The organism is Haemophilus parainfluenzae, assembly GCF_014931415.1.
GTDB lineage: Bacteria > Pseudomonadota > Gammaproteobacteria > Enterobacterales > Pasteurellaceae > Haemophilus_D > Haemophilus_D parainfluenzae_AF.
In genome coordinates, this window is sequence record NZ_CP063121.1 from 1,558,763 (window position 1) to 1,580,492 (window position 21,730).

23 protein-coding genes are annotated in these 21,730 nt (G+C 39.3%); 12 read left to right on the top strand and 11 right to left on the bottom strand.

The genetic code is table 11. The annotated features are described in order from the left end of the window. Positions 1-62: 62 nt before the first annotated feature. From INP93_RS07630 to INP93_RS07640, 3 genes are read right to left on the bottom strand one after another with little or no spacing between them, the layout of a single operon-like run. The gene (locus tag INP93_RS07630; protein ID WP_005696059.1) at positions 63-419 is read right to left on the bottom strand and encodes a DsrE/DsrF/TusD sulfur relay family protein; all 357 of its coding nucleotides are present in this window, start codon (positions 417-419) and stop codon (positions 63-65) included. Positions 420-479: 60 nt separating this feature from the next. Beyond that, the gene (locus INP93_RS07635; protein ID WP_197544567.1) at positions 480-1,787 is read right to left on the bottom strand and encodes an NCS2 family permease; all 1,308 of its coding nucleotides are present in this window, start codon (positions 1,785-1,787) and stop codon (positions 480-482) included. Positions 1,788-1,807: 20 nt separating this feature from the next. After that, positions 1,808-2,761, bottom strand: a complete 954-nt coding sequence (locus tag INP93_RS07640; RefSeq protein ID WP_197544568.1) for an oxidoreductase — start codon at positions 2,759-2,761, stop codon at positions 1,808-1,810. 76 nt (positions 2,762-2,837) lie between these two features. Here INP93_RS07640 and ybaK point away from each other — a divergent pair, with 76 nt between their 5' ends. Beyond that, positions 2,838-3,317 (top strand): Cys-tRNA(Pro) deacylase, encoded by a 480-nt coding sequence (ybaK, locus tag INP93_RS07645; protein ID WP_005696054.1) that lies wholly within the window; start codon positions 2,838-2,840, stop codon positions 3,315-3,317. Between the two features lie 58 nt (positions 3,318-3,375). Here ybaK and fabA read toward each other — a convergent pair whose 3' ends face one another. Further along, the gene (gene fabA / locus INP93_RS07650; protein WP_197544569.1) at positions 3,376-3,909 is read right to left on the bottom strand and encodes a bifunctional 3-hydroxydecanoyl-ACP dehydratase/trans-2-decenoyl-ACP isomerase; all 534 of its coding nucleotides are present in this window, start codon (positions 3,907-3,909) and stop codon (positions 3,376-3,378) included. Positions 3,910-4,076: 167 nt separating this feature from the next. Next, a complete protein-coding gene (locus INP93_RS07655; RefSeq protein WP_197544570.1) occupies positions 4,077-5,879 on the bottom strand; it encodes an AAA family ATPase in 1,803 nt (600 codons plus the stop codon). 102 nt (positions 5,880-5,981) lie between these two features. Between INP93_RS07655 and matP the strand changes: the two genes are divergently transcribed. Beyond that, positions 5,982-6,431, top strand: a complete 450-nt coding sequence (matP, locus tag INP93_RS07660; RefSeq protein ID WP_197544571.1) for a macrodomain Ter protein MatP — start codon at positions 5,982-5,984, stop codon at positions 6,429-6,431. Positions 6,432-6,512: 81 nt separating this feature from the next. On the opposite strand, the gene cspD is transcribed toward matP, so the two are convergent. From cspD to INP93_RS07680, 5 genes are all read right to left on the bottom strand, one after another. Then, the gene (gene cspD / locus INP93_RS07665) at positions 6,513-6,722 is read right to left on the bottom strand and encodes a cold shock domain-containing protein CspD (RefSeq protein ID WP_005696050.1); all 210 of its coding nucleotides are present in this window, start codon (positions 6,720-6,722) and stop codon (positions 6,513-6,515) included. A gap of 148 nt (positions 6,723-6,870) precedes the next feature. After that, positions 6,871-7,035, bottom strand: a complete 165-nt coding sequence (locus tag INP93_RS07670) for a YoaH family protein (RefSeq protein WP_197544572.1) — start codon at positions 7,033-7,035, stop codon at positions 6,871-6,873. A gap of 12 nt (positions 7,036-7,047) precedes the next feature. Then, positions 7,048-7,764: a tRNA pseudouridine(65) synthase TruC gene (truC, locus tag INP93_RS07675; RefSeq protein WP_232087605.1), complete on the bottom strand. Its 717-nt coding sequence runs from the start codon at positions 7,762-7,764 to the stop codon at positions 7,048-7,050. After that, positions 7,765-8,085, bottom strand: a complete 321-nt coding sequence (locus tag INP93_RS09720; RefSeq protein WP_005696046.1) for a YqcC family protein — start codon at positions 8,083-8,085, stop codon at positions 7,765-7,767. A 64-nt stretch (positions 8,086-8,149) separates the two neighbouring features. Further along, positions 8,150-8,425 carry an acylphosphatase gene (locus INP93_RS07680; protein ID WP_197544573.1) on the bottom strand — a complete coding sequence of 92 codons (276 nt, stop codon included), beginning with the start codon at positions 8,423-8,425 and terminating at the stop codon, positions 8,150-8,152. Positions 8,426-8,546: 121 nt separating this feature from the next. Here INP93_RS07680 and INP93_RS07685 point away from each other — a divergent pair, with 121 nt between their 5' ends. From INP93_RS07685 to INP93_RS07730, 10 genes are all read left to right on the top strand, one after another. Further along, on the top strand, positions 8,547-9,203 hold the full coding sequence (locus INP93_RS07685) for a curli polymerization inhibitor CsgI-related protein (protein ID WP_197544574.1): 657 nt from the start codon (positions 8,547-8,549) through the stop codon (positions 9,201-9,203). Positions 9,204-9,297: 94 nt separating this feature from the next. Next, on the top strand, positions 9,298-11,451 hold the full coding sequence (yccS, locus tag INP93_RS07690; RefSeq protein WP_197544575.1) for a YccS family putative transporter: 2,154 nt from the start codon (positions 9,298-9,300) through the stop codon (positions 11,449-11,451). 100 nt (positions 11,452-11,551) lie between these two features. Then, positions 11,552-12,130 (top strand): electron transport complex subunit RsxA, encoded by a 579-nt coding sequence (rsxA, locus tag INP93_RS07695; RefSeq protein WP_070582398.1) that lies wholly within the window; start codon positions 11,552-11,554, stop codon positions 12,128-12,130. Positions 12,131-12,200: 70 nt separating this feature from the next. Then, on the top strand, positions 12,201-12,794 hold the full coding sequence (gene rsxB / locus INP93_RS07700; RefSeq protein ID WP_049368788.1) for an electron transport complex subunit RsxB: 594 nt from the start codon (positions 12,201-12,203) through the stop codon (positions 12,792-12,794). After that, positions 12,787-15,252: an electron transport complex subunit RsxC gene (gene rsxC / locus INP93_RS07705; protein ID WP_197544576.1), complete on the top strand. Its 2,466-nt coding sequence runs from the start codon at positions 12,787-12,789 to the stop codon at positions 15,250-15,252. The genes rsxB and rsxC overlap by 8 nt, the downstream gene beginning before the upstream one ends. Positions 15,253-15,266: 14 nt before the next feature. Next, entirely contained in the window at positions 15,267-16,349 is a 1,083-nt protein-coding gene (rsxD, locus tag INP93_RS07710) for an electron transport complex subunit RsxD (protein ID WP_197544577.1), read from the top strand. Next, on the top strand, positions 16,349-16,975 hold the full coding sequence (gene rsxG, locus INP93_RS07715; protein WP_197544578.1) for an electron transport complex subunit RsxG: 627 nt from the start codon (positions 16,349-16,351) through the stop codon (positions 16,973-16,975). Before rsxD ends, rsxG begins: the two co-directional genes overlap by 1 nt. Positions 16,976-16,985: 10 nt before the next feature. After that, on the top strand, positions 16,986-17,696 hold the full coding sequence (locus INP93_RS07720) for an electron transport complex subunit E (protein ID WP_197544579.1): 711 nt from the start codon (positions 16,986-16,988) through the stop codon (positions 17,694-17,696). Next, positions 17,693-18,328, top strand: coding sequence for an endonuclease III (gene nth, locus INP93_RS07725; protein WP_197544580.1), 636 nt, complete (start codon positions 17,693-17,695; stop codon positions 18,326-18,328). Before INP93_RS07720 ends, nth begins: the two co-directional genes overlap by 4 nt. 26 nt (positions 18,329-18,354) lie before the next feature. Continuing rightward, entirely contained in the window at positions 18,355-19,725 is a 1,371-nt protein-coding gene (locus INP93_RS07730) for a sodium-dependent transporter (protein ID WP_049373473.1), read from the top strand. A gap of 45 nt (positions 19,726-19,770) precedes the next feature. On the opposite strand, the gene INP93_RS07735 is transcribed toward INP93_RS07730, so the two are convergent. After that, positions 19,771-21,714 carry an ABC transporter ATP-binding protein gene (locus tag INP93_RS07735; protein WP_197544581.1) on the bottom strand — a complete coding sequence of 648 codons (1,944 nt, stop codon included), beginning with the start codon at positions 21,712-21,714 and terminating at the stop codon, positions 19,771-19,773. Between the last annotated feature and the right edge of the window lie 16 nt (positions 21,715-21,730).

Below are 21,730 nucleotides of genomic sequence, written 5' to 3' on the forward strand. Positions count from 1 at the left end.
GGGGGGATTTCCATAAAAAATGCGGTGAAATTTCACCGCACTTTATTCTTTATCTTATTATTTTAGAACGTTAAAACTTTATCCGCCCATAATGTCCACTCAGATACATCATCTAAAGTACCAAGGGTCACGCCATCAATTAATTTAGCATCTAATAAACCACGAGCTTTTACACAGCTGGTGCATAATTTAATTTCAGCACCTTGTGCCGCTAAAATATCGATAAGTTGTTGGATATTGAAACCTTCATTTGGATTTTGCCCCGCAATACCGCATAAAATCGCATCAGAAAAGCAGAATAATTTAATATTCACATCCTTGCTGTGTTCTTCCTTCATATTGATGGCGAAACGAACAGCGTTGAACGTTTTTTCTCCGCTATATGTGGAATCATTGACAATAAAAAGAATATTTTGCATAACTCACTCCTTGTTACAATACTATAAAAATGAAGGCGTAATAATTACGCCTTTATGAAATCAGCCAACCCAAACGAACTTGGCTACAAACAGTAAAGACACTACCCATACAGGGGCATTGACCTCGCGTATTCTACCTGTACAAGCCTTCATAACGCAATAGCTAATAAAACCAAATGCGATACCTTCAGTTATAGAATAGGTAAATGGCATCATCGCTGCGGTGATAAAAGCAGGCGTTGCTTCAGTTAAATCATCCCAGTGTACACGAATAAGACTGGATGCCATTAAAATCCCCACATAAACTAAAGCTCCAGCTGTTGCATAAGCTGGTACGACACTAGCTAGTGGCGAGAAGAAAATAGTAAGTAAGAATAAAACCCCGACTGTTACTGCTGTTAAACCTGTTCTACCACCGACAGAAACACCTGCACCACTTTCAATATAGGTACTGATCGCTGAGGTTCCAATATAGGAACCAACAACGGCACTCACGCTATCCACATAAAGGGCTTGTTTCATTTTCGGGAAGCGACCTTTTTCATCGCTAAAGCCCGCTTTATCAGTCACGCCTAATAAGGTGCCTGATGAGTCAAATAGGTTTACTAATAAGAATGAGAAAATGATGCCGAGTAATGCCGTGTCTAAAGCACCGGTAATATCCACTTTACCCACAACTGCACCTAAACTTGGTGGCATAGAAACAATGCCGTGGAAAGTGACTTGATCATCAACTAAAAGTGCTAATCCAGTCACTACCGCGATAGAAATTAAGACCCCAGAGAAAATATTACGAGCAGCTAAAACTACGATAATGAAGAAACCTAATACGCCAAGCAGAATTTTCGGATCATGTAAATTACCTAATGCCACTAAGGTCGCGGGATTCGCTACAACTAACCCCATATTTTTAAAGCCAATTAACGCAATAAAAAAGCCTATGCCAGCACCAATTCCCACGCGCAGTGAAAGCGGAATAGAAGCCATTAACCAATAACGGATTTGGAATAGGGTGAGAACAAATAAACCAATCGAGCCCCAGAAAATGGTGCCCATGCCCACTTCCCAAGAATAACCAAGCTTGCCAACGACTACATAAGCAAAGAACGCATTGAGTCCCATCGCTGGTGCAAGTGCGATAGGTAAATTACTGAATAACCCCATCGCAATGGTGCCGAGCGCGGCAATTAAACAAGTCGTCACGAAAACAACTTGTTTATCCATTCCCGCATCACCTAATACGGATGGGTTCACAAACACGATGTACACCATGGTAAAGAAGGTGGTGATACCAGCGATAATTTCGGTTTTGGTGGTACTGCCCTTTTCTTTAATGGAAAAAAGACGTTCAAGTAAAGATTGTTGCATGGTTTTTCCCTTAACTTAAATTAATAACCTTGGTGATAAATCGATTCAAGTAATTTCACACCTAATAAGGCGATATTGAAACGTTGCTCATCGGCAACTGTCCAAAATTCGACGCCATTTTCAACCGCACTTTGTTGGCTAAGATGCAATTTTACGCTATCTTCACCATTTTCGTTTTCACCGTTAATCACGGGGGTAACAAGGCTATCGTTTAATTCAATCAATTCGCTTTGTTGTGGTTGGAAATCAAATTCATAATCTGAAAGTGCGGTCACTTTTTGTGCCATGCCGTAGAATACAGGCACTTGAATTTGATGGAAAATGACACAGTCTAACTGTGGGAAGATTTTTTGCAATTGCAGATTTAAATTAGCGGCTTGTTGTGGAAATACATCAAAAGCAAAACGGGTTTCACCTTCTTCCAATGGCATACCATTCAGTAAACGAGCAGTTTGACCCGCAAGTTTATTTACGGTTTCACCATCTGTATAAGAAGCGGGTAAAAGTGACGTTGCAAAGACTTGAGTTAAATTCGTTTGTTGAATGATTGGTAGTAGAGATAAGGCTAATTGACTCACTTGCGGATCGGGTAAACTCACAATGTTACGTTGTCTTAATTCAGTCAGATTTTCTTCATTAATTGTAGGGACCACAACAGGAACATCAGACAATGCTGAGCAAATTCCTTTTAAATCAATCACGACACAGCCACTTTCTGCGGCTTGTGCTAATAAAGGAGCTTGATCAATTTGGCCTGCGAAGAAAAGATAATTAACGCTATTCCACTCAATCTCATCAGTGGCTAATTGAGCAACCGCTTTATTGCGAAAACGTACCGCTTGCTCTTCTTCAAAAGGATAAATTTCTACGATAGAAATCTTGCCAACATCTAGTTCACTTTGTTCAAGGGCTTCGGCAATTTTTTCACATAGATCAAATTCTGCTGCAATAGCAATATTTAGGCTTGCGTCCATTTTTCTCTCCGCTGTAAAATGTTCTGAACCGATTCATTCTACAGAAAAAAGATGCATAAATACATAAGGAAATCAGATGACACCGGCAATTGATTTACTAAAGAAAAATAAAATTCCTTTTACTCTCCATACTTATGATCATGACCCTAACAATACGCATTTTGGCGATGAAGCCGCTGAAAAACTTGGGCTTGATCCGCACCAATCCTTTAAAACACTTTTAGTCGCTGAAAATGGTGATCAGAAAAAATTAGCGTGTTTTGTACTTTCCACGGCAAATATGTTGAGTTTAAAGAAAGCGGCAAAATCCATTGGTGTAAAAAAAGTTGAAATGGCCGATAAAGATGCGGCACAAAAAAGCACGGGATATTTAGTCGGTGGCATTAGCCCATTAGGTCAAAAGAAACGGGTAAAAACAGTAATAAATTCGACCGCACTTGAGTTTGATACGATTTTTGTTTCTGGTGGAAAACGTGGATTAAGTGTTGAATTAGCGCCTCAAGATTTAGCTAAATTACTGAATGCCGAATTTGTCGATATTATTGACGAAGAATAGAAAAAGAAAAGCCCGAATGAATCGGGCTATCTTTTTTATGATGTTGTGTTTATTTAAATTAGAAACTTGATGTATCTTGGAATAAGCCAACTTTTAAATCAGTTGCGGTGTAGATAACGCGACCATCTACTTCCACTTCACCGTCAGCCATTCCCATCACTAATTTGCGATTAATTACGCGTTTCATATTGATGCGGTAAACCACTTTTTTCGCAGTTGGTAAGATTTGTCCGGTAAATTTCACTTCACCAACGCCTAATGCACGGCCTTTACCTTTACCGCCTACCCAGCCAAGGAAAAAACCGACTAATTGCCACATCGCATCTAAACCTAAGCAGCCAGGCATGACTGGGTCACCAATAAAGTGGCAACCGAAAAACGGTAAATCTGGATGAATATCTAATTCCGCTTCAATATACCCTTTACCAAACGCACCGCTGTCTTCGGTCATTTTTACAATACGATCCATCATCAACATCGTTGGTGCTGGAAGTTGCGGGCCTTCTTTACCAAATAATTCACCACGACCAGAAGCTAATAAATCTTCATAGGTGTAGCTGCTTTTAATGTTTGGTGTACAGGTGTTTTCCATTTTTTATTTCCTTGTATATATAGTTTTGCTTGGTTATAACCAATAAGCAAGAATTCTATGGGGATTTATAAGAAATGTAAACAGCGAACACTTGTTAGCTCAACTTGTCGGATCAGTCAGTGAAATTAAGATAAAAGAAAAGCGAACACAAGGTTCGCTTTAAGAAATTAAGATTTAAAGAAATCTAACCAGCTTTTTTTCGGCGTTTCCGAACGGAAAGCAATTCGATTTTGAATTAGACGCGCAATAGGCTCTTTACCCTTCGCATATTCTTCTTTCTCTTCCAATAAATCGCGGCCAAATAGGATTTTAGCTGTTTGATAAATATCCTCGACTTGATAGATAAAGAACTGCTCATTTTTCACCGCCTCAACCACTTCATCAGATAAACTTAATTGCTGAATTGTTGTGGCAGGAATAATCACCCCTTGTTTACCCGTTAAACCACGACGTTGGCAAATGGTGAAAAAGCCTTCAATTTTATCATTGACTCCACCTACCGCATGCACCAAACCAAATTGATCAATGGTACCGGTAATCGCAATATTTTGCGGCAACGGCAAATCAGATAACGCGCTGACTAATACGGAGAAAATGGCTAAAGATGCACTGTCACCATCAATTTCACCATAAGATTGTTCAAATACTAAAGAAGCTGAAAATGGTAATTGTGATGGCAACTCTAAGATACTGGCCAAGCACGCTTCAGAAATCATCATGCCTTTTCCATGGAGATTGCCCGCTAATTCGTTTTTACGCTCCACATCCACGACTTCTCCATCACCAAACTGCACTAAACAACTGATACGAGAAGGTTCACCGAAACAAACCGGTGTACCGGGATATTCAATCACTGATAAGCCATTAATCTGTCCTACAATTTCACCATTGGTTTCCACATAGATTTGTTCGTTGAGAATATCTGCATAAGTGCGTTCACGTAAAAAACCATGCTGTTCGTTCTTTTGTTTAAAAGCTTGCTCAAAATCAACCGCACTTAAGGTTTGTTTTTGTGACAACGTCGCGGCATTAAGCAACATTTCTGTTGTTTTTAACGGTGAAATGTTAATTAAAAAGCGATCTTCACTCTCACGCACCAATAACTGATAGAGTTTATTTAATGCGGTTAAATCTAAATCAAGCTCATATTTTGAGGCTAATGTCAACACATAATTAGCCCAGTTTTCTTGTGATTTAGGTTGTGCAACAGAATAATAGCTTTCAATTTCCGCGTAATCAGCCAAGCTGTAAAGATCTTCTTCTAACTCACCTAAGGTCGCAATTTCAGTGCGATTGCCTAAAATCACCACTTTTAAATTAAGTGGATAACTTGGAATGTCACAAGGCAAAGTTTTAAATGGATGCGCTGAATACCAATCAAAAGTTTGCGTTTGTAAAATATGTTTTAAACGTTGCCATAAATCAAATTGGCTTAGCATCGTTGCCGCACTTAAAATCAAAACACCACCATTGGCTTGATGCACTAAACCTGGCGTAAGCAAAATATCTTGCGAACTTGGGTGAACGCGCACACTACCAAAAAGGCTAAATTGATCGGCATGTAATGCCTTCAACACATCGCCTTGTGCGGCAAAATTATCCGCTAGTGATTGAGCGGGCTCAGTATAAATACGAGGGAAAGAAAAAGAATCTCCCTGCTCAACCACATAATTCACCCCAAAAACTGACCGCTCTTTTGGCTGTTCTTGGCGAATAAGTTCTGCTAATAAATCAGCATATTCTGCTTGATCATCCGCTTTTAAAACCAACAAAGAACGACGAGGTTGTTTTAAGAATAAAGAAATCGCTTTTGCGGCATGTTTTTGTAATGACCAAAAATCAGCCTTTTCAGCTGAAAGTTCAGTAATCGATAATTCTGGTTGTAAGGCTTGCCAATTTAAGGCTTGTTCCGAAGATGTTGGAGTCACGACATATCTCGCTTTAATTAAATTGGTGGTATTATCGCACACTTCACCCTGAGTGAAAATCCGTTATAAAAATCTACTGGAAAATTTTGTTTAAAGCGCGTATATTTATGAGGTTACCACGTCACTAAAAAGTATAATAAAACGATGAAATATCAAAAATTAGAAAACCAAGAAGCAAACTGGAAATGGATTTATCTCATTCGCAAATATCGCGAAGGAGAAAAAATAACCCATTATGAAGAAAAAAGCTTAGAAGAAAGCAAAGTTCAAGAATTAATAGAATGTCAGAATTATCCTGAAAAAATCGAGGAATGGATTAAAAATCACCTTTCTCTTGATTTACCTATTAAGCTTGATCAGGCGATTCGAGCAAGACGTAAACGCTTTTTTAATGCAGAAAAACAAACAACGAAGAAGAAATCTATTGATTTAGAATACGGCGTTTGGCTTCGTTTGTCTAAATATTCACGAAAAATGAAAATGACACTTTCTGAAACCATCACCTATATGATTGATGAACGTGAAAGCAAAGCATTATATGAAAGTCAAATGACGGCGATGAAAGCCGGTTTAAAAAACTTGCTCAATAAATAAAATGAAAAAAAGCCAAGACCGAAATCTTGGCTTTTGATTATGCTAAATAGAGAAGATTTTTGAAACGTTTTAGCGTTTCGCCTATTCCGCAATCGGAATAATTTTTGTGGCGTGAGATCCTTTGTCGCCGTGAATCACTTCAAATTGCACACGTTGCCCTGCTTTCAATGAACGGTAACCATCCATTTCAATTGCTGAATAATGTGCAAAGATGTCTGTATCCACGCCTTCTGCAGAAATAAACCCAAATCCTTTTGCGTTGTTAAACCATTTTACTACACCAATTTCCATAGTAGACCTCTATTAGGCTTCGCCCTTAATACTTAAAAACAATAAGACTCATGCCTTATCACCTCAATTGGAAATATATTCAAACATTTTATTTTTTTATGCAACAAGGAAACTTTAAAAATGATACATTGATCACAAAAATTTTTATTTATTTACTTGCAGAATTCTCTTTTTCATCTTTTTGATGAATTTCACGCAATGCTTTTGCCACAATTTGAATGGCCTCACCGCTGCTAATTCCTTGTGCCATTAATTCCTGAATTTGTTCTACTGCTTTTTGTTGCTGTTCGTGGGTTAAATTAATATCTAACATGATTTTTTCTCATTAAATAGACCAATTAAATAATTCTATCACTTTCATCCATTGCTCATCTAAACCAGCTTTAATTTCTATTCTTGTTGAATAAATAGGATGTTCAAAAATAAGTGTATCGGCATGTAAAAATAAACGCTGACAGCCTGAATGTTCCGTCAATGCACGATTTTGATGTAAATCACCATATTGTGTATCCCCTAAAATAGGATGAAAGATATGTTTCATGTGACGTCGTAACTGATGTTTTCTGCCTGTTTGGGGAGTTAGCTTTACTAAGGAGTATCTGGTGGTTTGATAACGCCCTGCCGCATAAGGCATTTCCACAATGTTTAAGCCTTCATAATCCGTCACAGCATCTTGTGGTGCTTTATCTTCTTGAGCAAACTTATCTGCAATCTTATCTAATTGGATTTTAAGAGGATAATCAATCTGCCCTTTTCCTTGCAAATACCCTCGCACAATCGCCAAATAAGATTTTTGCACTGTTTTCTGTTCAAATTGCTGACACATTAAATTTGCGATTTCACTATTTAAGGCAAATAGCAATACACCTGATGTGGGGCGATCTAATCGATGAATAGGAAAAACGTGTTGCCCGATTTGATCACGTAAAGTTTGCATCACAAATTGCGTTTCGTGTGTATCAAGCCAACTACGATGCACCAACATGCCCGCAGGTTTATTGACGGCGACAAGATATTCGTCTTGATATAAGATTTCTAACATTTATTGATTTTGTAATAAGGCTTCTAATTCACGTAACGGTGTTAATAATTCAACTAAGAAATCTTCTTCCGCTTCTTTAAATGCTTCCTCTAAATAAGGTGATACCGCAATTTTTGAGGGTAACTCAGCGCCACTTTCAAGTAAGGCAAACATTCTTGGGATGAAAATCCATTGCAACCATTCTTCTGGTGACATGGTATCAATAGCAAAAGGCTCTTCACTTAAAAAAGCATCTTGCGAAGGAGGAACGGCTTGCCATAAATCAAGTTTTTGCATGGCGAGTTGTAATTGTTGAAGATGAAGTTTTGTTTGATTACGCATGATTTTTCCTATTTATAAACAAGCGGCGTATTCTACGAGCATCAATTCATACTGTAAAGTGCGGTCAGTTTTCGCGATGAATAATCGAAAAGTCAGAATACTGTTTATCTTCAATATTATCCACTAAGACCCGTTCAACAGTTGCGGTTCTTGGCCCGACTTTTAACCAATTATAAAAATCCTGTAGTTGTTCGTCATTACCTTCGGCAACAATTTCCACGCTGCCATCGACACAATTTCTGACGGTGCCTTTAATGTCAATTCTCTCCGCTTCTTTCCAAGTAAAATAGCGAAATCCTACCCCTTGAACTCGACCATATACGACAAATCGTTTTGCCATGATTTGCTCCTTTATTACAAAAACTTTTTAAAAATTAACCGCACTTTCCTATTTCCATTTTTTAAAATTTAGCATAGCATTACAACCATCTAATTTCATTCAAAAAATAAAAGGAGTAATTATGAAATTATGTAAGTTTGCATTAGGTGTTGTCGCCCTTGCTGTCAGTGCGAGCAGTTTTGCCGGCACGGTAACCACTTCATCAAACCTTGAGTTTCTTGCAATCAACGGCCAAAAAGCCAGTAAATCCCTTCTAAAAGAAAAAAAATCATTCAATGCAGAAGCTGACCAAACACAACAAGTTGTGGTACGTTTAGGTGAGATCGTGGGTACTGGTTCTAGCCAAGGACTTTTTGAATCTAATCCTATTATTGTAACCTTCAAAGGTACGGCTGATGATGTTGTGGTATCTGCAGAAAAAATTCGTTCTCAAGAAGATGGCGAAAAATTTAATGCACAACCACAAATTACCGTTAAAACAAAATCAGGTAATGTGATTGATGCTAAAATCGATACTTTAAAACAAGAAGGTTTATTCCCATCAGCAAATATTGTTAACGATCTTGCTGAGTATAATGCATCTAATGCACCAGCAGCGGTTTCAGCTTTAGCAGCACCGACAGTAGGTATGATGCCTGCAGCGTCAGGAAAAGCAGCGAAAGGCAAAGTCGTTGTACAAGGTGAAAACGTTGCTGAACAACAATTACAATACTGGTTCCAACAAGCTGATAAAGAAACTCAAACTCGTTTCTTAAACTGGGCGAAAAAACAAAAATAAGCGTTTTTTTACCGCACTTTGATAAGGAAGTGAGCTTTCCCGCTCACTTTTTTATCATCCAATTTTTAGTCACACAATAAGCAAGGATATCAACATGAACCAATGGCTTAATGCAAAAGTAATCGCTTCAATACCTATTTTTATTGCAGTGAATATTGCAGCGTTTGGCGTCTGGTTTTTTGATATTTCCACGCAATCCATGCCGTTAATTTTGGGCATTATTGCAGGCGGTTTAGTGGATTTAGATAATCGCCTCACTGGACGATTAAAAAATATCTTTTACACATTAATTGCCTTTTCTATTTCAACCTTCATCGTTCAACTCAATATTGGTAAACCGATTCAATATGTATTGTTGATGACCATCATCACCTTTTTATTTACGATGGTTGGCGCTGTAGGTGAACGTTATCGCACTATTGCATTTGGTACGCTGGTGGTAGCCATTTATACCACCCTCACTTATACACCGGATAATTCTGCGAGCTGGTTTATCAATCCTGTAATGATTTTATTAGGCACTTTGCTCTACAGTATTGTGACCATCATTGTCTATCTCTTTTTCCCAAACCGTCCTGTCCAAGAAAGTGTGGCAAAAGCGTTTTGTGCCTTAGGTAATTATTTAGATGCCAAATCAGAGTTTTTTGATCCTGATGAAATTGATGAAATCGAGAAAAAACATCTTAATTTTGCAATGAAAAACACCAATGTGGTGGATGCCTTTAACCAAGCAAGAACAGCGCTTTTTTATCGTATTCGTGGACAACATCGCCATGCTCGCACACAACGTATGATTCGCTATTATTTTGCCGCACAAGACATTCATGAGCGTGCGAATTCCACACATTTTGATTATCGACAAATTGCGGAACAACTCAAAAATACAGATTTAATTTTCCGTATTCAACGCTTGCTCGAATTACAAGCACAAGCTTGTCATGATATTACCGCTTGTCTGCGTCAGAATACGCCTTATCACTATAATATTCGCGTAGAAAAAGCATTAATGGGGACAATTCAATCCCTTGAGCTTTATAGTAAAGAACATACCAATCAAAACAATGTGTTGCTTGCCCTTCAAACACTTATTGATAACCTGCAAAGCATTAACTGGCAGTTACGTCAGCTTGAGCAAGAAACTACTGAAAATGAGCAAACTGCACAAATCCATACCGAACAAATTACGGGATTAAAAAATATTCTTTCTGTTATTGGAAGTAATTTCACTTTTGAATCACCACTTTTCCGCCATGCTGTACGTTTGTCTATCGTGGTGTTTTTGTGTTGCGCAATTGTTGAATTTTTCCAATTTAATTTGGGTTACTGGATTTTGCTTACCGCGGTCTTTGTGTGTCAACCAAACTATTCCGCAACCAAAGTGCGGTTACGCCAGCGTATTATTGGTACGATTTTAGGGGTGATTATTGGCTCCTTATTACCATATCTCAATCCAACATTAGAGATGAAACTTGGCTTAATGGTGGTGACCAGTACGCTGTTTTTCTTCTTTCGCAGTAATAATTACAGCTTCTCCACGTTCTTTATTACGCTGCAAGTGTTGATCAGCTTCGATGTGATGGGATTTGATACTCAGGCAGCGCTCTTCCCTCGCCTCATTGATACCGTATTAGGTTCAGCCATTGCATGGTTTGCGGTTTCTTATCTATGGCCGGATTGGAAATATCTCCAACTTGATAAAGTGAGCCGTCAAGCGATTCAAAGTGATGCACAATATTTCTTACACATTATTAGCCAACTACAATTTGGTAAAAGCGATAATTTAAAATACCGTATTGCACGCCGTAACGCTCATCAATATGCGGCAGCATTAAGCACAACGCTTTCCAATATGAATAATGAGCCGAAGAAATATCAGGCCTATTTGCAGGAAGGTTTTGACTTGTTAAAAATGAATTATTCCCTATTGAGCTATATTTCTGCTTTAGGGGCATATCGCAATAAAATGGCGCAATTACAACAAACTACCGAGTTTTTGTCAGACTTTTATCCTGTTGCGAAAAAGGTTTTATATGCACTGGAAAATATCGAAAAACTTCGTCCTGAAATTTTTGAAAAGCTCCAAAATAGTATTGAACAAAGCCTTAAAAAAATTCAGTGGGATGAAACCCAAGCCAAAAACAATTCGGTCTTTGCGTTGCCATACCAGCAACTTAACTTGATTTCTCAGTTGCTACCTCAGCTATATCGCTATTTCCAACATAGCCAGGTAGAACCAATGATCAAATAAAAACAAAGGAAAAACTGACCGCACTAACCCAAATTTTTTATTGTTCTCAAGGCGATAAATAGCGATAATACGCCACTTATGTAAAATAAATTTAGACGCAATGACACATTATATTCTACTCGTTATCAGTACTGCATTAATCAATAACTTCGTTTTGGTCAAATTCTTAGGACTTTGTCCATTTATGGGCGTGTCCAAAAAGATTGAAACGGCAATTGGTATGGGGCTTGCTACGACATTCGTATTAACCGTAGCGTCACTGTGTTCTTATTTAGTCGATAATTATATTTTAATGCCGCTAAACGCCACATTCTTGCGCACTTTAGTTTTTATTTTAGTGATTGCCTTCGTAGTTCAATTTACTGAAATGGTAATCAATAAAACAAGCCCATCACTTTATCGATTATTAGGGATTTTCTTACCACTGATTACCACAAACTGCGCGGTACTCGGTGTGGCATTATTAAACGTCAATTTGGCACACAATTTAACTGAATCCGTCATTTATGGTTTTGGCGCCTCTTTAGGTTTTGCACTAGTTTTAGTTTTATTTGCAGCCTTACGTGAACGCCTTGTTGCCGCAGATGTCCCTATTACGTTTCGTGGCTCGTCTATCGCATTAATTACGGCCGGTTTGATGTCTCTCGCCTTTATGGGCTTCGCCGGATTAGTAAAATGATTTATCTCTTAATGTTTATTACTGTGACAGTGATTTTTCTCGGCTTATTTTGGAATAACACTAAAAAATAATGTTTATCTTAATTTCAGTAACCATTCTCGCTTTAATTTTTGGTGCGATTTTAGGTTTTGCTTCGATTAAATTAAAAGTTGAAGCAGATCCTGTCGTCGAAAAAATTGATGCCATCTTACCGCAAAGCCAGTGTGGGCAATGCGGCTATCCTGGCTGTAAGCCTTATGCTGAAGCAATTGCTAATGGTGACGTTATCACAAAATGCGTGCCTGGCGGTCGTCCTACGGTAGTAAAAATTGCCGAAATCATGGGTGTTGATGTACCTGCAATGGATGATGTCGCTGAACCAGAAGAAATGGTTGCCTTTATTAATGAAAATATGTGTATCGGCTGTACTAAATGTATTCAAGCCTGCCCTGTTGATGCCATTATCGGTACAAACAAAGCCATGCATACAATTATTCCCGATCTCTGTACGGGATGTGAACTTTGTGTGGCACCTTGTCCGACAGATTGTATTTCCATGATTAAAGTGAAAAAAGATATTGATAATTGGAACTGGAAATTTGATCCTAAATTAGTCATTCCAGTCGTAAATACCACAGAAATTGAGAAAAAATTAGTGGTTGGGGAGTCGGAGTCACATGGCTGATGTATTAACGAGATTTAAATCCGGCAAGATTTGGGATTTTAAAGGCGGTATTCATCCTCCTGAAATGAAATCTCAATCAAACCAATCCCCTATTCAGCAATCTGAACTTGCTCATGATTTTTACGTGCCGATTAAACAGCATGCTGGTTCAGCGGGTAATGTATTAGTCAAAGAAGGCGATTATGTGCTTAAAGGCCAACCTTTAACACAAGGTGATGGCTTAAGAACCTTGCCTGTTCACGCCCCAACTTCTGGTATCATAAAATTTATCGGGAAACATGTTGCGCCCCATCCTTCGGGTTTAACCGAGGATATGATTCATATTCAAGCGGATGGCTTGGATAAATGGCGTGAACAATTTCCACTTGAAGAATTTTTCACACAACCTGTCGAACAACTCATTGATCGTATTTATCAAGCAGGGGTTGCTGGTTTAGGTGGTGCAGTATTCCCGACTGCAGCGAAAATCCAATCAGCTGAAAAGAAAGTTAAACTCTTAATTATTAACGGTGCGGAATGCGAACCTTATATTACCTGTGATGACCGCTTAATGCGTGATTACACGGATGAAATGCTCGAAGGAATTCGTATCTTACGTTATATCTTACGCCCTGAAAAAGTGGTAATTGCAGTTGAAGATAATAAACCTGAAGCTATTCAAGCTATTCAACAATCACTACATGGCGCAAATGACATTGAATTGCGCGTTATTCCGACTAAATATCCATCTGGTGCAGCCAAACAGCTTATTTATTTGCTTACCGGCATGGAAGTGCCAAGTGGCGGACGTTCTTACGATATTGGCGTATTAATGCATAATGTCGGTACAGCTTTTGCGGTAAAAAGAGCAGTCATTAATGACGAACCTTTAATCGAGCGTGTCGTCACGCTTACTGGCGATAAAATTTCAGAAAAAGGTAACTACTGGGTACGATTAGGTACACCAGTTGACCACTTATTAGCGCAAGTTGGCTACCAATATGACGAACGTTTCCCTGTTTTTGCAGGCGGACCAATGATGGGATTACAACTTTCTGATCTCAACGCACCCGTCACAAAATTAATAAACTGTTTATTAGCACCCGATCATTTTGAATATGGTGAACCAGAACCTGAACAATCTTGTATCCGCTGCTCCGCTTGTTCCGATGCTTGCCCTGTCAATCTAATGCCACAGCAACTTTATTGGTATGCTCGCAGTGAGGATCACCAAAAATCAGAAGAATATTGCTTAAAAGATTGTATTGAATGTGGCGTGTGCGCTTATGTTTGTCCAAGCCATATTCCGCTTATTCAATATTTCCGACAAGAAAAAGCCAAAATTTGGGAAATTAAAGAAAAAGCGAAAAAAGCCGAAGAGGCTAAAATCCGTTTTGAAGCCAAACAAGCTCGTATGGAGCGTGAAGAACAAGAGCGTAAAGCGCGTTCTCAACGTGCGGCAGAAGCTCGCCGTGAAGAACTTGCCAAACAAAAAGGTGAAGACCCTGTTAAAGCAGCATTAGAACGCCTAAAAGCTAAACAAGCGGGTTCAGCTGCAAATAAAGAAACGAAAACTATTGTATCTGAGAAAGGTGAAATCTTACCGGATAACCATGAACTCATGGCGCAACGTAAAGCTCGCCGTCTTGCTAGACAACAAGCACAAGCAGATACTAGCACTGTGGCGGATGCAACAACGTCACAAACCGATGAAAAAGATACGAAGAAAGCAGCTGTTGCTGCAGCTCTAGCAAGAGCGAAAGCTAAGAAAGCCGCCGCTCAAGGTGAAACGGTTGCGACAAATGCAATTGAAAGTGCGGTCGAAAAAACAGATGAAAATCCAACCGCACTTGATCCGAAAAAAGCAGCAGTAGCTGCAGCCATTGCAAGAGCGAAAGCCAAGAAAGCTGCTGCTCAAGGTGAAACAGTTGCGACAAATGAAACTGAAAGTGCGGTCGAAAAAACGGATGAAAATCCAACCGCACTTGATCCTAAAAAAGCTGCAGTAGCCGCGGCCATTGCAAGAGCCAAAGCCAAGAAAGCTGCCGCTCAAAGTGAAGCTGTTACAACAAATGAAACTAAAAGTGCGGTCGAAAAAACAGATGAAAATCCAACCGCACTTGATCCGAAAAAAGCTGCTGTAGCCGCTGCTATTGCAAGAGCTAAAGCGAAGAAAGCCGCAGCTCAAAGTGAAACGGTTACGACAAATGAAACTGAAAGTGCGGTCGAAAAAACGGATGAAAACCCAACCGCACTTGATCCGAAAAAAGCCGCGGTAGCCGCTGCCATTGCAAGAGCAAAAGCGAAGAAAGCTGCTGCTCAAAGTGAAACAGTTACCACAAATGAAACTGAAAGTGCGGTTGAAAAAACGGATGAAAACCCAACCGCACTTGATCCGAAAAAAGCTGCTATCGCAGCAGCCATAGCAAGAGCGAAAGCAAAAAAAGCGGCCGCTGAAGCGGCCAAAAAAACTGAATAACGCAGGAAAAGATTATGTTTAAGAAAATGGTGAGTTCGCCTCATACCCATTCAGGCAAATTAACCGCCCGTATTATGTTATGGGTGATTGCAGCCATGCTGCCTGCCCTGCTCACGCAGATTTATTATTTTGGAATGGGTGTTTTGGTACAATCCGCTTTGGCTATTTCTTTCGCATTATTGCTTGAGTTTATTGTGACCAAATTGCGCAATAAGCCAAATCTTGTCTATATTTCAGATTTTAGTGTGGTGCTTACTGCCTTAATTTTATCCATGGCGATTCCGCCTTATGCGCCTTATTGGGTGATTTTAATCGGTACGCTTTCCGCTGTTATTCTAGGTAAACACGTTTATGGTGGTTTGGGGCAAAATCCTTTTAATCCCGCTATGGTGGGTTATGTGGTGCTATTGATTTCTTTCCCACTACAAATGACAAGTTGGATGCCGCCTATCTCATTATTAAATGAACCACCAACATTTGCGGATTCTCTTTCTTTAATTTTCACAGGCTTAACCACTGATGGTTTTAGCTTAAGCCAACTCGTCCATTCCATTGATGGGATTACACAAGCGACACCATTAGACAGCGCAAAAATCTTCTATAACTTGCATCAAGGCGATGAAAGCGTATTCCATGATTTTGTAAAATTACCAATTTTATTACAAAACGGGACTGACTTTGCTGAAGGTTGGTGGCAAGTTAACCTGGCATTTATGCTTGGTGGAATTATATTAATCTTAAAGAAAAAAATTCACTGGCAAATTCCCGTTTCAATGCTCGTGACATTTGTGACCTTAGCAACAATCACTGCGATGTCAGGCCATCATCATTTAAGTATGATAAGCCAACTCTTTAGCGGTGCCATGATGTTCGGTGCGTTCTTTATTGCGACTGACCCTGTCACAGCCTCTATTACGCCTCGTGGAAAACTTGTATTTGGTACATTAGTCGGATTATTGGTTTACCTCATTCGTTACTTTGGAAACTACCCTGACGGCGTGGCATTTGCGATTTTATTAAGTAATATTTGTGTGCCACTTATCGACTACTACACTCGTCCTCGTGTAGCGGGGCACTTTGCAAAAGGGAGAAATTAATGGGTATTTTTAAAGTCACCTCCCGTTTTGGTTTGTTATTAGGTTTTATTGCGCTTGTATGTACTGCCGTTTCTGCAGGCATTTATATGCTGACAAAAGACAAAATAGATGAAGCCATGGCTGAACAACAAAAAGCGTTATTGCTCCAAGTCATCCCTCAAGAATATTTTAATAATAACTTGCTTGAAAGCGTTGAAACGCCCGAACAAGATAAACTCAAAGGCATTCAAAAAGTCTATTTTGCGATCAAAGATCATGTGCCAACCGCCTATGCTTATGAAACGACAGCACCAGATGGTTATTCAGGGAATATCCGTTTATTAGTAGGCATCACACCAAAAGGTGAAGTTTTAGGTGTTCGAGTGATTGAACACCATGAAACCCCAGGATTAGGCGATAAAATCGAACTTCGCATTTCGGATTGGATTTTAAGTTTTACAAACCAAGTTATCGTACCGGAAAGCCTAAAAGATTGGGCAGTCAAAAAAGATGGCGGTAAATTTGATCAATTTTCTGGCGCAACGATTACGCCACGCGCGATTGTGAATCAAGTAAAACGCTCTGCTCTCGTGATGCTTGAAAATGAGGCATTACTCAACGAGATGGCAAAAAAATACGCGCAATAGGATATTTATTATGACTGATTTAACCGAAAAAACGACCGCACTTAATGAGCAAAATGCGGTTGAAAATTCAGAAGAAATAACGCAAACGCCTTCTGTTTGGAAAGAAATTTTTATTCAGGGCGTATGGAAAAACAACTCTACACTCGTACAATTATTGGGGCTTTGTCCGCTGTTGGCTGTATCGAGTACTGCGACAAATGCATTAGGTTTAGGTTTGGCGACTATGTTGGTTTTAACCTGTACAAACACCGTTGTTTCGCTATTTCGTAAGCAAATTCCTCATGAAATCCGTATTCCGATTTATGTGATGATTATTGCCACCACCGTAACCGTGGTGCAATTATTGATGAATGCTTATACTTATACACTCTATCAGGCGCTAGGGATTTTTATTCCTTTAATCGTGACTAACTGTATTGTGATTGGTCGTGCCGAAGCCTTTGCCTCTAAAAATAGCGTGGCGCATGCTGCCTGGGATGGTTTTTCGATGGGATTAGGTATGGCATTAAGTATCACCGTATTAGGTGCATTACGTGAAATCTTAGGTCAAGGTACCCTTTTTGATGGGATTGAAAACTTGTTCGGTCAATGGGCGAAATTCCTCACATTACATATTTATCACGCTGATAGCAGCTTTTTACTCTTTATTCTTCCGCCAGGTGCATTTATTGGATTAGGCATTCTATTGGCGATTAAAAACCGAATTGAAATGAAAAAATGAACCAAGCTAAACGAATTGAAATCCTCTCTCGACTTCGGGAGCAAAACCCGCATCCCACCACGGAATTAGAATATAATTCGCCTTTCGAATTACTCATTGCCGTGATCTTATCGGCTCAAGCGACCGATAAAGGTGTCAATAAAGCGACGGCAAAATTATTCCCTGTGGCAAATACTCCGCAAGCTATTTTAGATCTCGGCTTAGAGGGTTTAAAAGAATACATTAAAACCATCGGGCTTTATAACAGCAAAGCAGAAAATATCATTAAAACCTGCCGTGATTTAGTTGAGAAACACAACGGCGAAGTACCTGAAAGCCGTGAAGCCTTAGAAGCCCTTGCCGGTGTTGGCAGAAAAACCGCTAATGTAGTATTAAATACCGCTTTCGGTCACCCGACTATTGCAGTGGATACCCATATTTTTCGCGTATGCAACCGCACAAATTTTGCCCCTGGTAAAGATGTGGTGAAAGTGGAAGAAAAACTGCTCAAAGTTGTGCCAAAAGAATTTAAGGTGGATGTGCATCACTGGCTTATTTTGCACGGGCGCTATACTTGTACCGCGCGCAAACCTCGCTGCGGTGCTTGCATTATTGAAGAACTCTGCGAATACAAAGAAAAAACAGAATATTAAACGAATAAAATCAAACGGAATATATTATGACAACAAACAATCAATCTCGCCAAACGTGGTCTAGCCGACTAACTTATGTGCTCACTGTTGCGGGTGCGACAGTTGGCTTTGGGGCAACATGGCGCTTTCCTTATTTAGTGGGTGAAAATGGCGGTGGTGCCTATGTACTCCTCTTTTGTATCGCGATGATTGTGATTGGTATCCCGATGATTTTAGTAGAAAACGTCATCGGTCGCCGTTTGCGAGTGAATTCCATTGATGCCTTTGGCGATAAAATCCAAGATAAAGGTAAAAATATCTCCAAATATTGGAAGATTCTCGGTTATATGGGGCTGCTCGGTGCATTTGGTATCATGGCTTATTACATGGTATTAGGTGGTTGGGTGATGTCTTATATCATCAGTCTAATGAATAATACCCTTGATATTTCCGCACCAATTACAAAAGAAGTGGCCAAAGATTTCTATGATTTACACATCAGCAACAGCCCATGGGAAATCATGCTTTACACCTTCCTATTTGTAGCAGTGAATTACATTATTTTAGCGAAAGGTATCATTGGCGGGATTGAGCGTTCTGTGAAATACTTAATGCCATTACTCTTTATTTTCCTTATTGGTATGGTGATTCGTAACCTTACCTTACCAGGTGCAATGGAAGGTGTGACTTTCTACTTAAAACCAGATTTCAGTAAAATCACACCTAAATTATTTATCTTCGTATTAGGTCAAGTATTCTTCGCATTAAGCCTTGGTTTCGGTGTATTGATTACCCTCTCCAGCTATTTAAACAAGGAAGAAAACCTTATTCACACAGCGGTTATTACAGGTTTCACCAATACCATTATCGCGGTGTTATGTGGTTTTATGATCTTCCCATCATTATTCACATTCGGTATTGAACCTAACGCTGGCCCAACCTTGGTTTTCCAAAGTTTACCGATTGTATTCTCACATTTATGGGCGGGTAAATTCTTTGCTATCGTATTCTTCGGCTTATTGCTTATTGCAGCATTAACCACATCAATTACGATTTATGAAGTCATCATCACCGCATTACAAGAAAAACTCAGAATGCGCCGCGGTAAAGCAATTTTTGTTACCTTAATGGGGATTTTCTTATTAGGTAATGTACCCTCCATTTTAGGTGATAACCTTTGGAAAGATTTCACCATTTTCGGTAAAAGCATTTTCGATGCCTTCGATTTCGTCAGCGGCAATATTCTCTTTATGCTGACCGCACTTGGCTGTGCCATTTTCGTTGGATTCGTATTAAAAGATGACGCAAAAAAAGAGCTATCACCAACGCCAAATTCACTTTTCACTACAATCTGGTTTAACTATGTCAAATTTGTGGTTCCTGTGATTATTTTGGTGATATTCATTAGTAACATGTAATAAAAAACCGAGCTATTTAGCTCGGTTTCTTTTTTTATCTATACCCTATTTTGCTTCAGCTTGAGTCTTTTTCTCTTCAAGCTCTTCCCAACGAAGGAAAGCTGTTTCAAGTTCGGCTTCCGTATCCGCTAATTCCTTAAGCTTAGCATCCGTTACATCATGGGCTTGTTGGAAAAAGTGAGGGTCACCAATTTCAGCTTGCAATGCGGTGATTTTCTCTTCCAATTCTTCCAATAATTGCGGTAGCTGTTCTAACTCACGTTGTTCTTTGTAAGAAAGTTTAACGGATTTTGGCTTTTGAGAAACAACGTCATTTTTAACCGCACTTTCCTGTACTTTGGGTGCTTCTTTTTTAACTTTTTGCGCTTCTTGCTCTGCTTTCATGACAAAGTAATTGGCTTGTTGTCCTTTCGCATCAAAGAAACCGCCCACATATTTATTCAATACGCCATCGCCTTCAAAGAAATAACACTCCGTCGCGACGTTATCAATAAACTGACGATCATGGCTGACAATCAACAAAGTGCCTTGATAATCGGTGAGGATTTCCTCTAACAATTCTAAAGTTTCTACATCCAAATCATTGGTTGGTTCATCGAGAATCAATAGATTATTAGGTTTCAGTAATAATTTAGCCAATAACAAACGGTTACGTTCACCACCTGAAAGGGCTTTGACGGGTGTCATTGCTCGTTTCGGTGGAAATAAGAAATCTTGCAAATAGCCCAACACATGACGTTTTACACCATTGACTTCGATATCCTGCTTGCCATCAGCAACGTTATCCATTACCGTTTTTTCTGGATCAAGATCAGCACGATATTGATCAAAATAAGCGATGTCTAATTTTGTACCGCAATGAATTCGACCGCTGGTTGGCTTAATTTCACCTAATAAAAGTTTAATAAATGTGGTTTTACCGCAACCATTTGGGCCAACCAATGCAATTTTATCGCCACGTAAAATGGTCGTGCTGAAATCTTTGAGCAGCTGCTTGCCTTCAATCTCATAAGACACATCTTCCATTTCAAACACGATTTTGCCTGAACGACTTGAGTTATCTAATTGTAACTTGGCTGTGCCCATCACTTCACGACGTTGGCGACGTTCTTCACGCATGGCTTTTAAGGCGCGTACTCGTCCTTCATTACGCGTACGACGAGCTTTAATACCCTGACGAATCCAAACCTCTTCTTGTGCTAAGCGTTTATCGAAAAGCTCGTTCTGTAATGCTTCGACACGTAAGTTTTCTTCTTTTGTGGTGAGGTATAAATCATAGTTACCTGGATAAGACACTAATTTCCCGCGATCTAAATCGACAATACGAGTCGCCATTTTGCGAATAAAAGAACGGTCGTGGGAAATAAACACAATACTTCCGGTAAATTCTAATAAGAAGTTTTCTAACCATTCGATTGCATCTACGTCCAAATGGTTGGTTGGTTCATCTAATAACAAGACATCAGGATTACACACCAACGCACGAGCAAGAGCGGCTTTACGCAACCAACCACCCGATAAATCCGCTAATTTGGTATCGGGGTTTAACTCGAGCTTTTGCAATACTTCATTAATTTTATTTTCAAATTGCCAACCGTTAGCATGCTCTAATTTGGCTTGCACTTGAGCCAGTTGATTAAGAATTTGTTCACTGTAATTTTGTGTTAATTCTTGCGAAATATGATGATATTCCTTTAATAAATCCGCTAAATGCTCAATGCCTTCTGCTACATAATCAAAGACATTTCCTTCAGCATGGCGCGGCGGATCTTGTTCTAAACGGGAAACCACTAAATCTTTTTCATACTGCACTTTGCCATCATCCATGGTGACTTGTTGTGCAATAATTTTTAATAGCGTAGATTTACCGGCGCCATTACGCCCCACCAAACACACACGCTCATTTGGTTCAATATGCAGTTCTGCGTGATCAAGTAAGGGATGATCACTAAAAGAAAGATAAGCGTTAGTTAAACTAATTAATGCCACAAAATTGTCCTATAAA

What these genes read in the sequence shown, in the direction of transcription:
- truC (WP_232087605.1), bottom strand. Translation starts at nt 7,764, where the DNA reads ATGTTAGAAATCTTATATCAAGACGAATATCTTGTCGCCGTCAATAAA.
- matP (WP_197544571.1), top strand. Translation starts at nt 5,982, where the DNA reads ATGAAATATCAAAAATTAGAAAACCAAGAAGCAAACTGGAAATGGATT.
- nth (WP_197544580.1), top strand. Translation starts at nt 17,693, where the DNA reads ATGAACCAAGCTAAACGAATTGAAATCCTCTCTCGACTTCGGGAGCAA.
- INP93_RS07685 (WP_197544574.1), top strand. Translation starts at nt 8,547, where the DNA reads ATGAAATTATGTAAGTTTGCATTAGGTGTTGTCGCCCTTGCTGTCAGT.
- INP93_RS07630 (WP_005696059.1), bottom strand. Translation starts at nt 419, where the DNA reads ATGCAAAATATTCTTTTTATTGTCAATGATTCCACATATAGCGGAGAA.
- rsxB (WP_049368788.1), top strand. Translation starts at nt 12,201, where the DNA reads ATGTTTATCTTAATTTCAGTAACCATTCTCGCTTTAATTTTTGGTGCG.
- rsxA (WP_070582398.1), top strand. Translation starts at nt 11,552, where the DNA reads ATGACACATTATATTCTACTCGTTATCAGTACTGCATTAATCAATAAC.
- INP93_RS07720 (WP_197544579.1), top strand. Translation starts at nt 16,986, where the DNA reads ATGACTGATTTAACCGAAAAAACGACCGCACTTAATGAGCAAAATGCG.
- INP93_RS07640 (WP_197544568.1), bottom strand. Translation starts at nt 2,761, where the DNA reads ATGGACGCAAGCCTAAATATTGCTATTGCAGCAGAATTTGATCTATGT.
- INP93_RS07680 (WP_197544573.1), bottom strand. Translation starts at nt 8,425, where the DNA reads ATGGCAAAACGATTTGTCGTATATGGTCGAGTTCAAGGGGTAGGATTT.
- INP93_RS07670 (WP_197544572.1), bottom strand. Translation starts at nt 7,035, where the DNA reads ATGTTAGATATTAATTTAACCCACGAACAGCAACAAAAAGCAGTAGAA.
- INP93_RS07635 (WP_197544567.1), bottom strand. Translation starts at nt 1,787, where the DNA reads ATGCAACAATCTTTACTTGAACGTCTTTTTTCCATTAAAGAAAAGGGC.
- ybaK (WP_005696054.1), top strand. Translation starts at nt 2,838, where the DNA reads ATGACACCGGCAATTGATTTACTAAAGAAAAATAAAATTCCTTTTACT.
- yccS (WP_197544575.1), top strand. Translation starts at nt 9,298, where the DNA reads ATGAACCAATGGCTTAATGCAAAAGTAATCGCTTCAATACCTATTTTT.
- rsxD (WP_197544577.1), top strand. Translation starts at nt 15,267, where the DNA reads ATGTTTAAGAAAATGGTGAGTTCGCCTCATACCCATTCAGGCAAATTA.
- rsxG (WP_197544578.1), top strand. Translation starts at nt 16,349, where the DNA reads ATGGGTATTTTTAAAGTCACCTCCCGTTTTGGTTTGTTATTAGGTTTT.
- cspD (WP_005696050.1), bottom strand. Translation starts at nt 6,722, where the DNA reads ATGGAAATTGGTGTAGTAAAATGGTTTAACAACGCAAAAGGATTTGGG.
- fabA (WP_197544569.1), bottom strand. Translation starts at nt 3,909, where the DNA reads ATGGAAAACACCTGTACACCAAACATTAAAAGCAGCTACACCTATGAA.
- rsxC (WP_197544576.1), top strand. Translation starts at nt 12,787, where the DNA reads ATGGCTGATGTATTAACGAGATTTAAATCCGGCAAGATTTGGGATTTT.
- INP93_RS09720 (WP_005696046.1), bottom strand. Translation starts at nt 8,085, where the DNA reads ATGCGTAATCAAACAAAACTTCATCTTCAACAATTACAACTCGCCATG.
- INP93_RS07730 (WP_049373473.1), top strand. Translation starts at nt 18,355, where the DNA reads ATGACAACAAACAATCAATCTCGCCAAACGTGGTCTAGCCGACTAACT.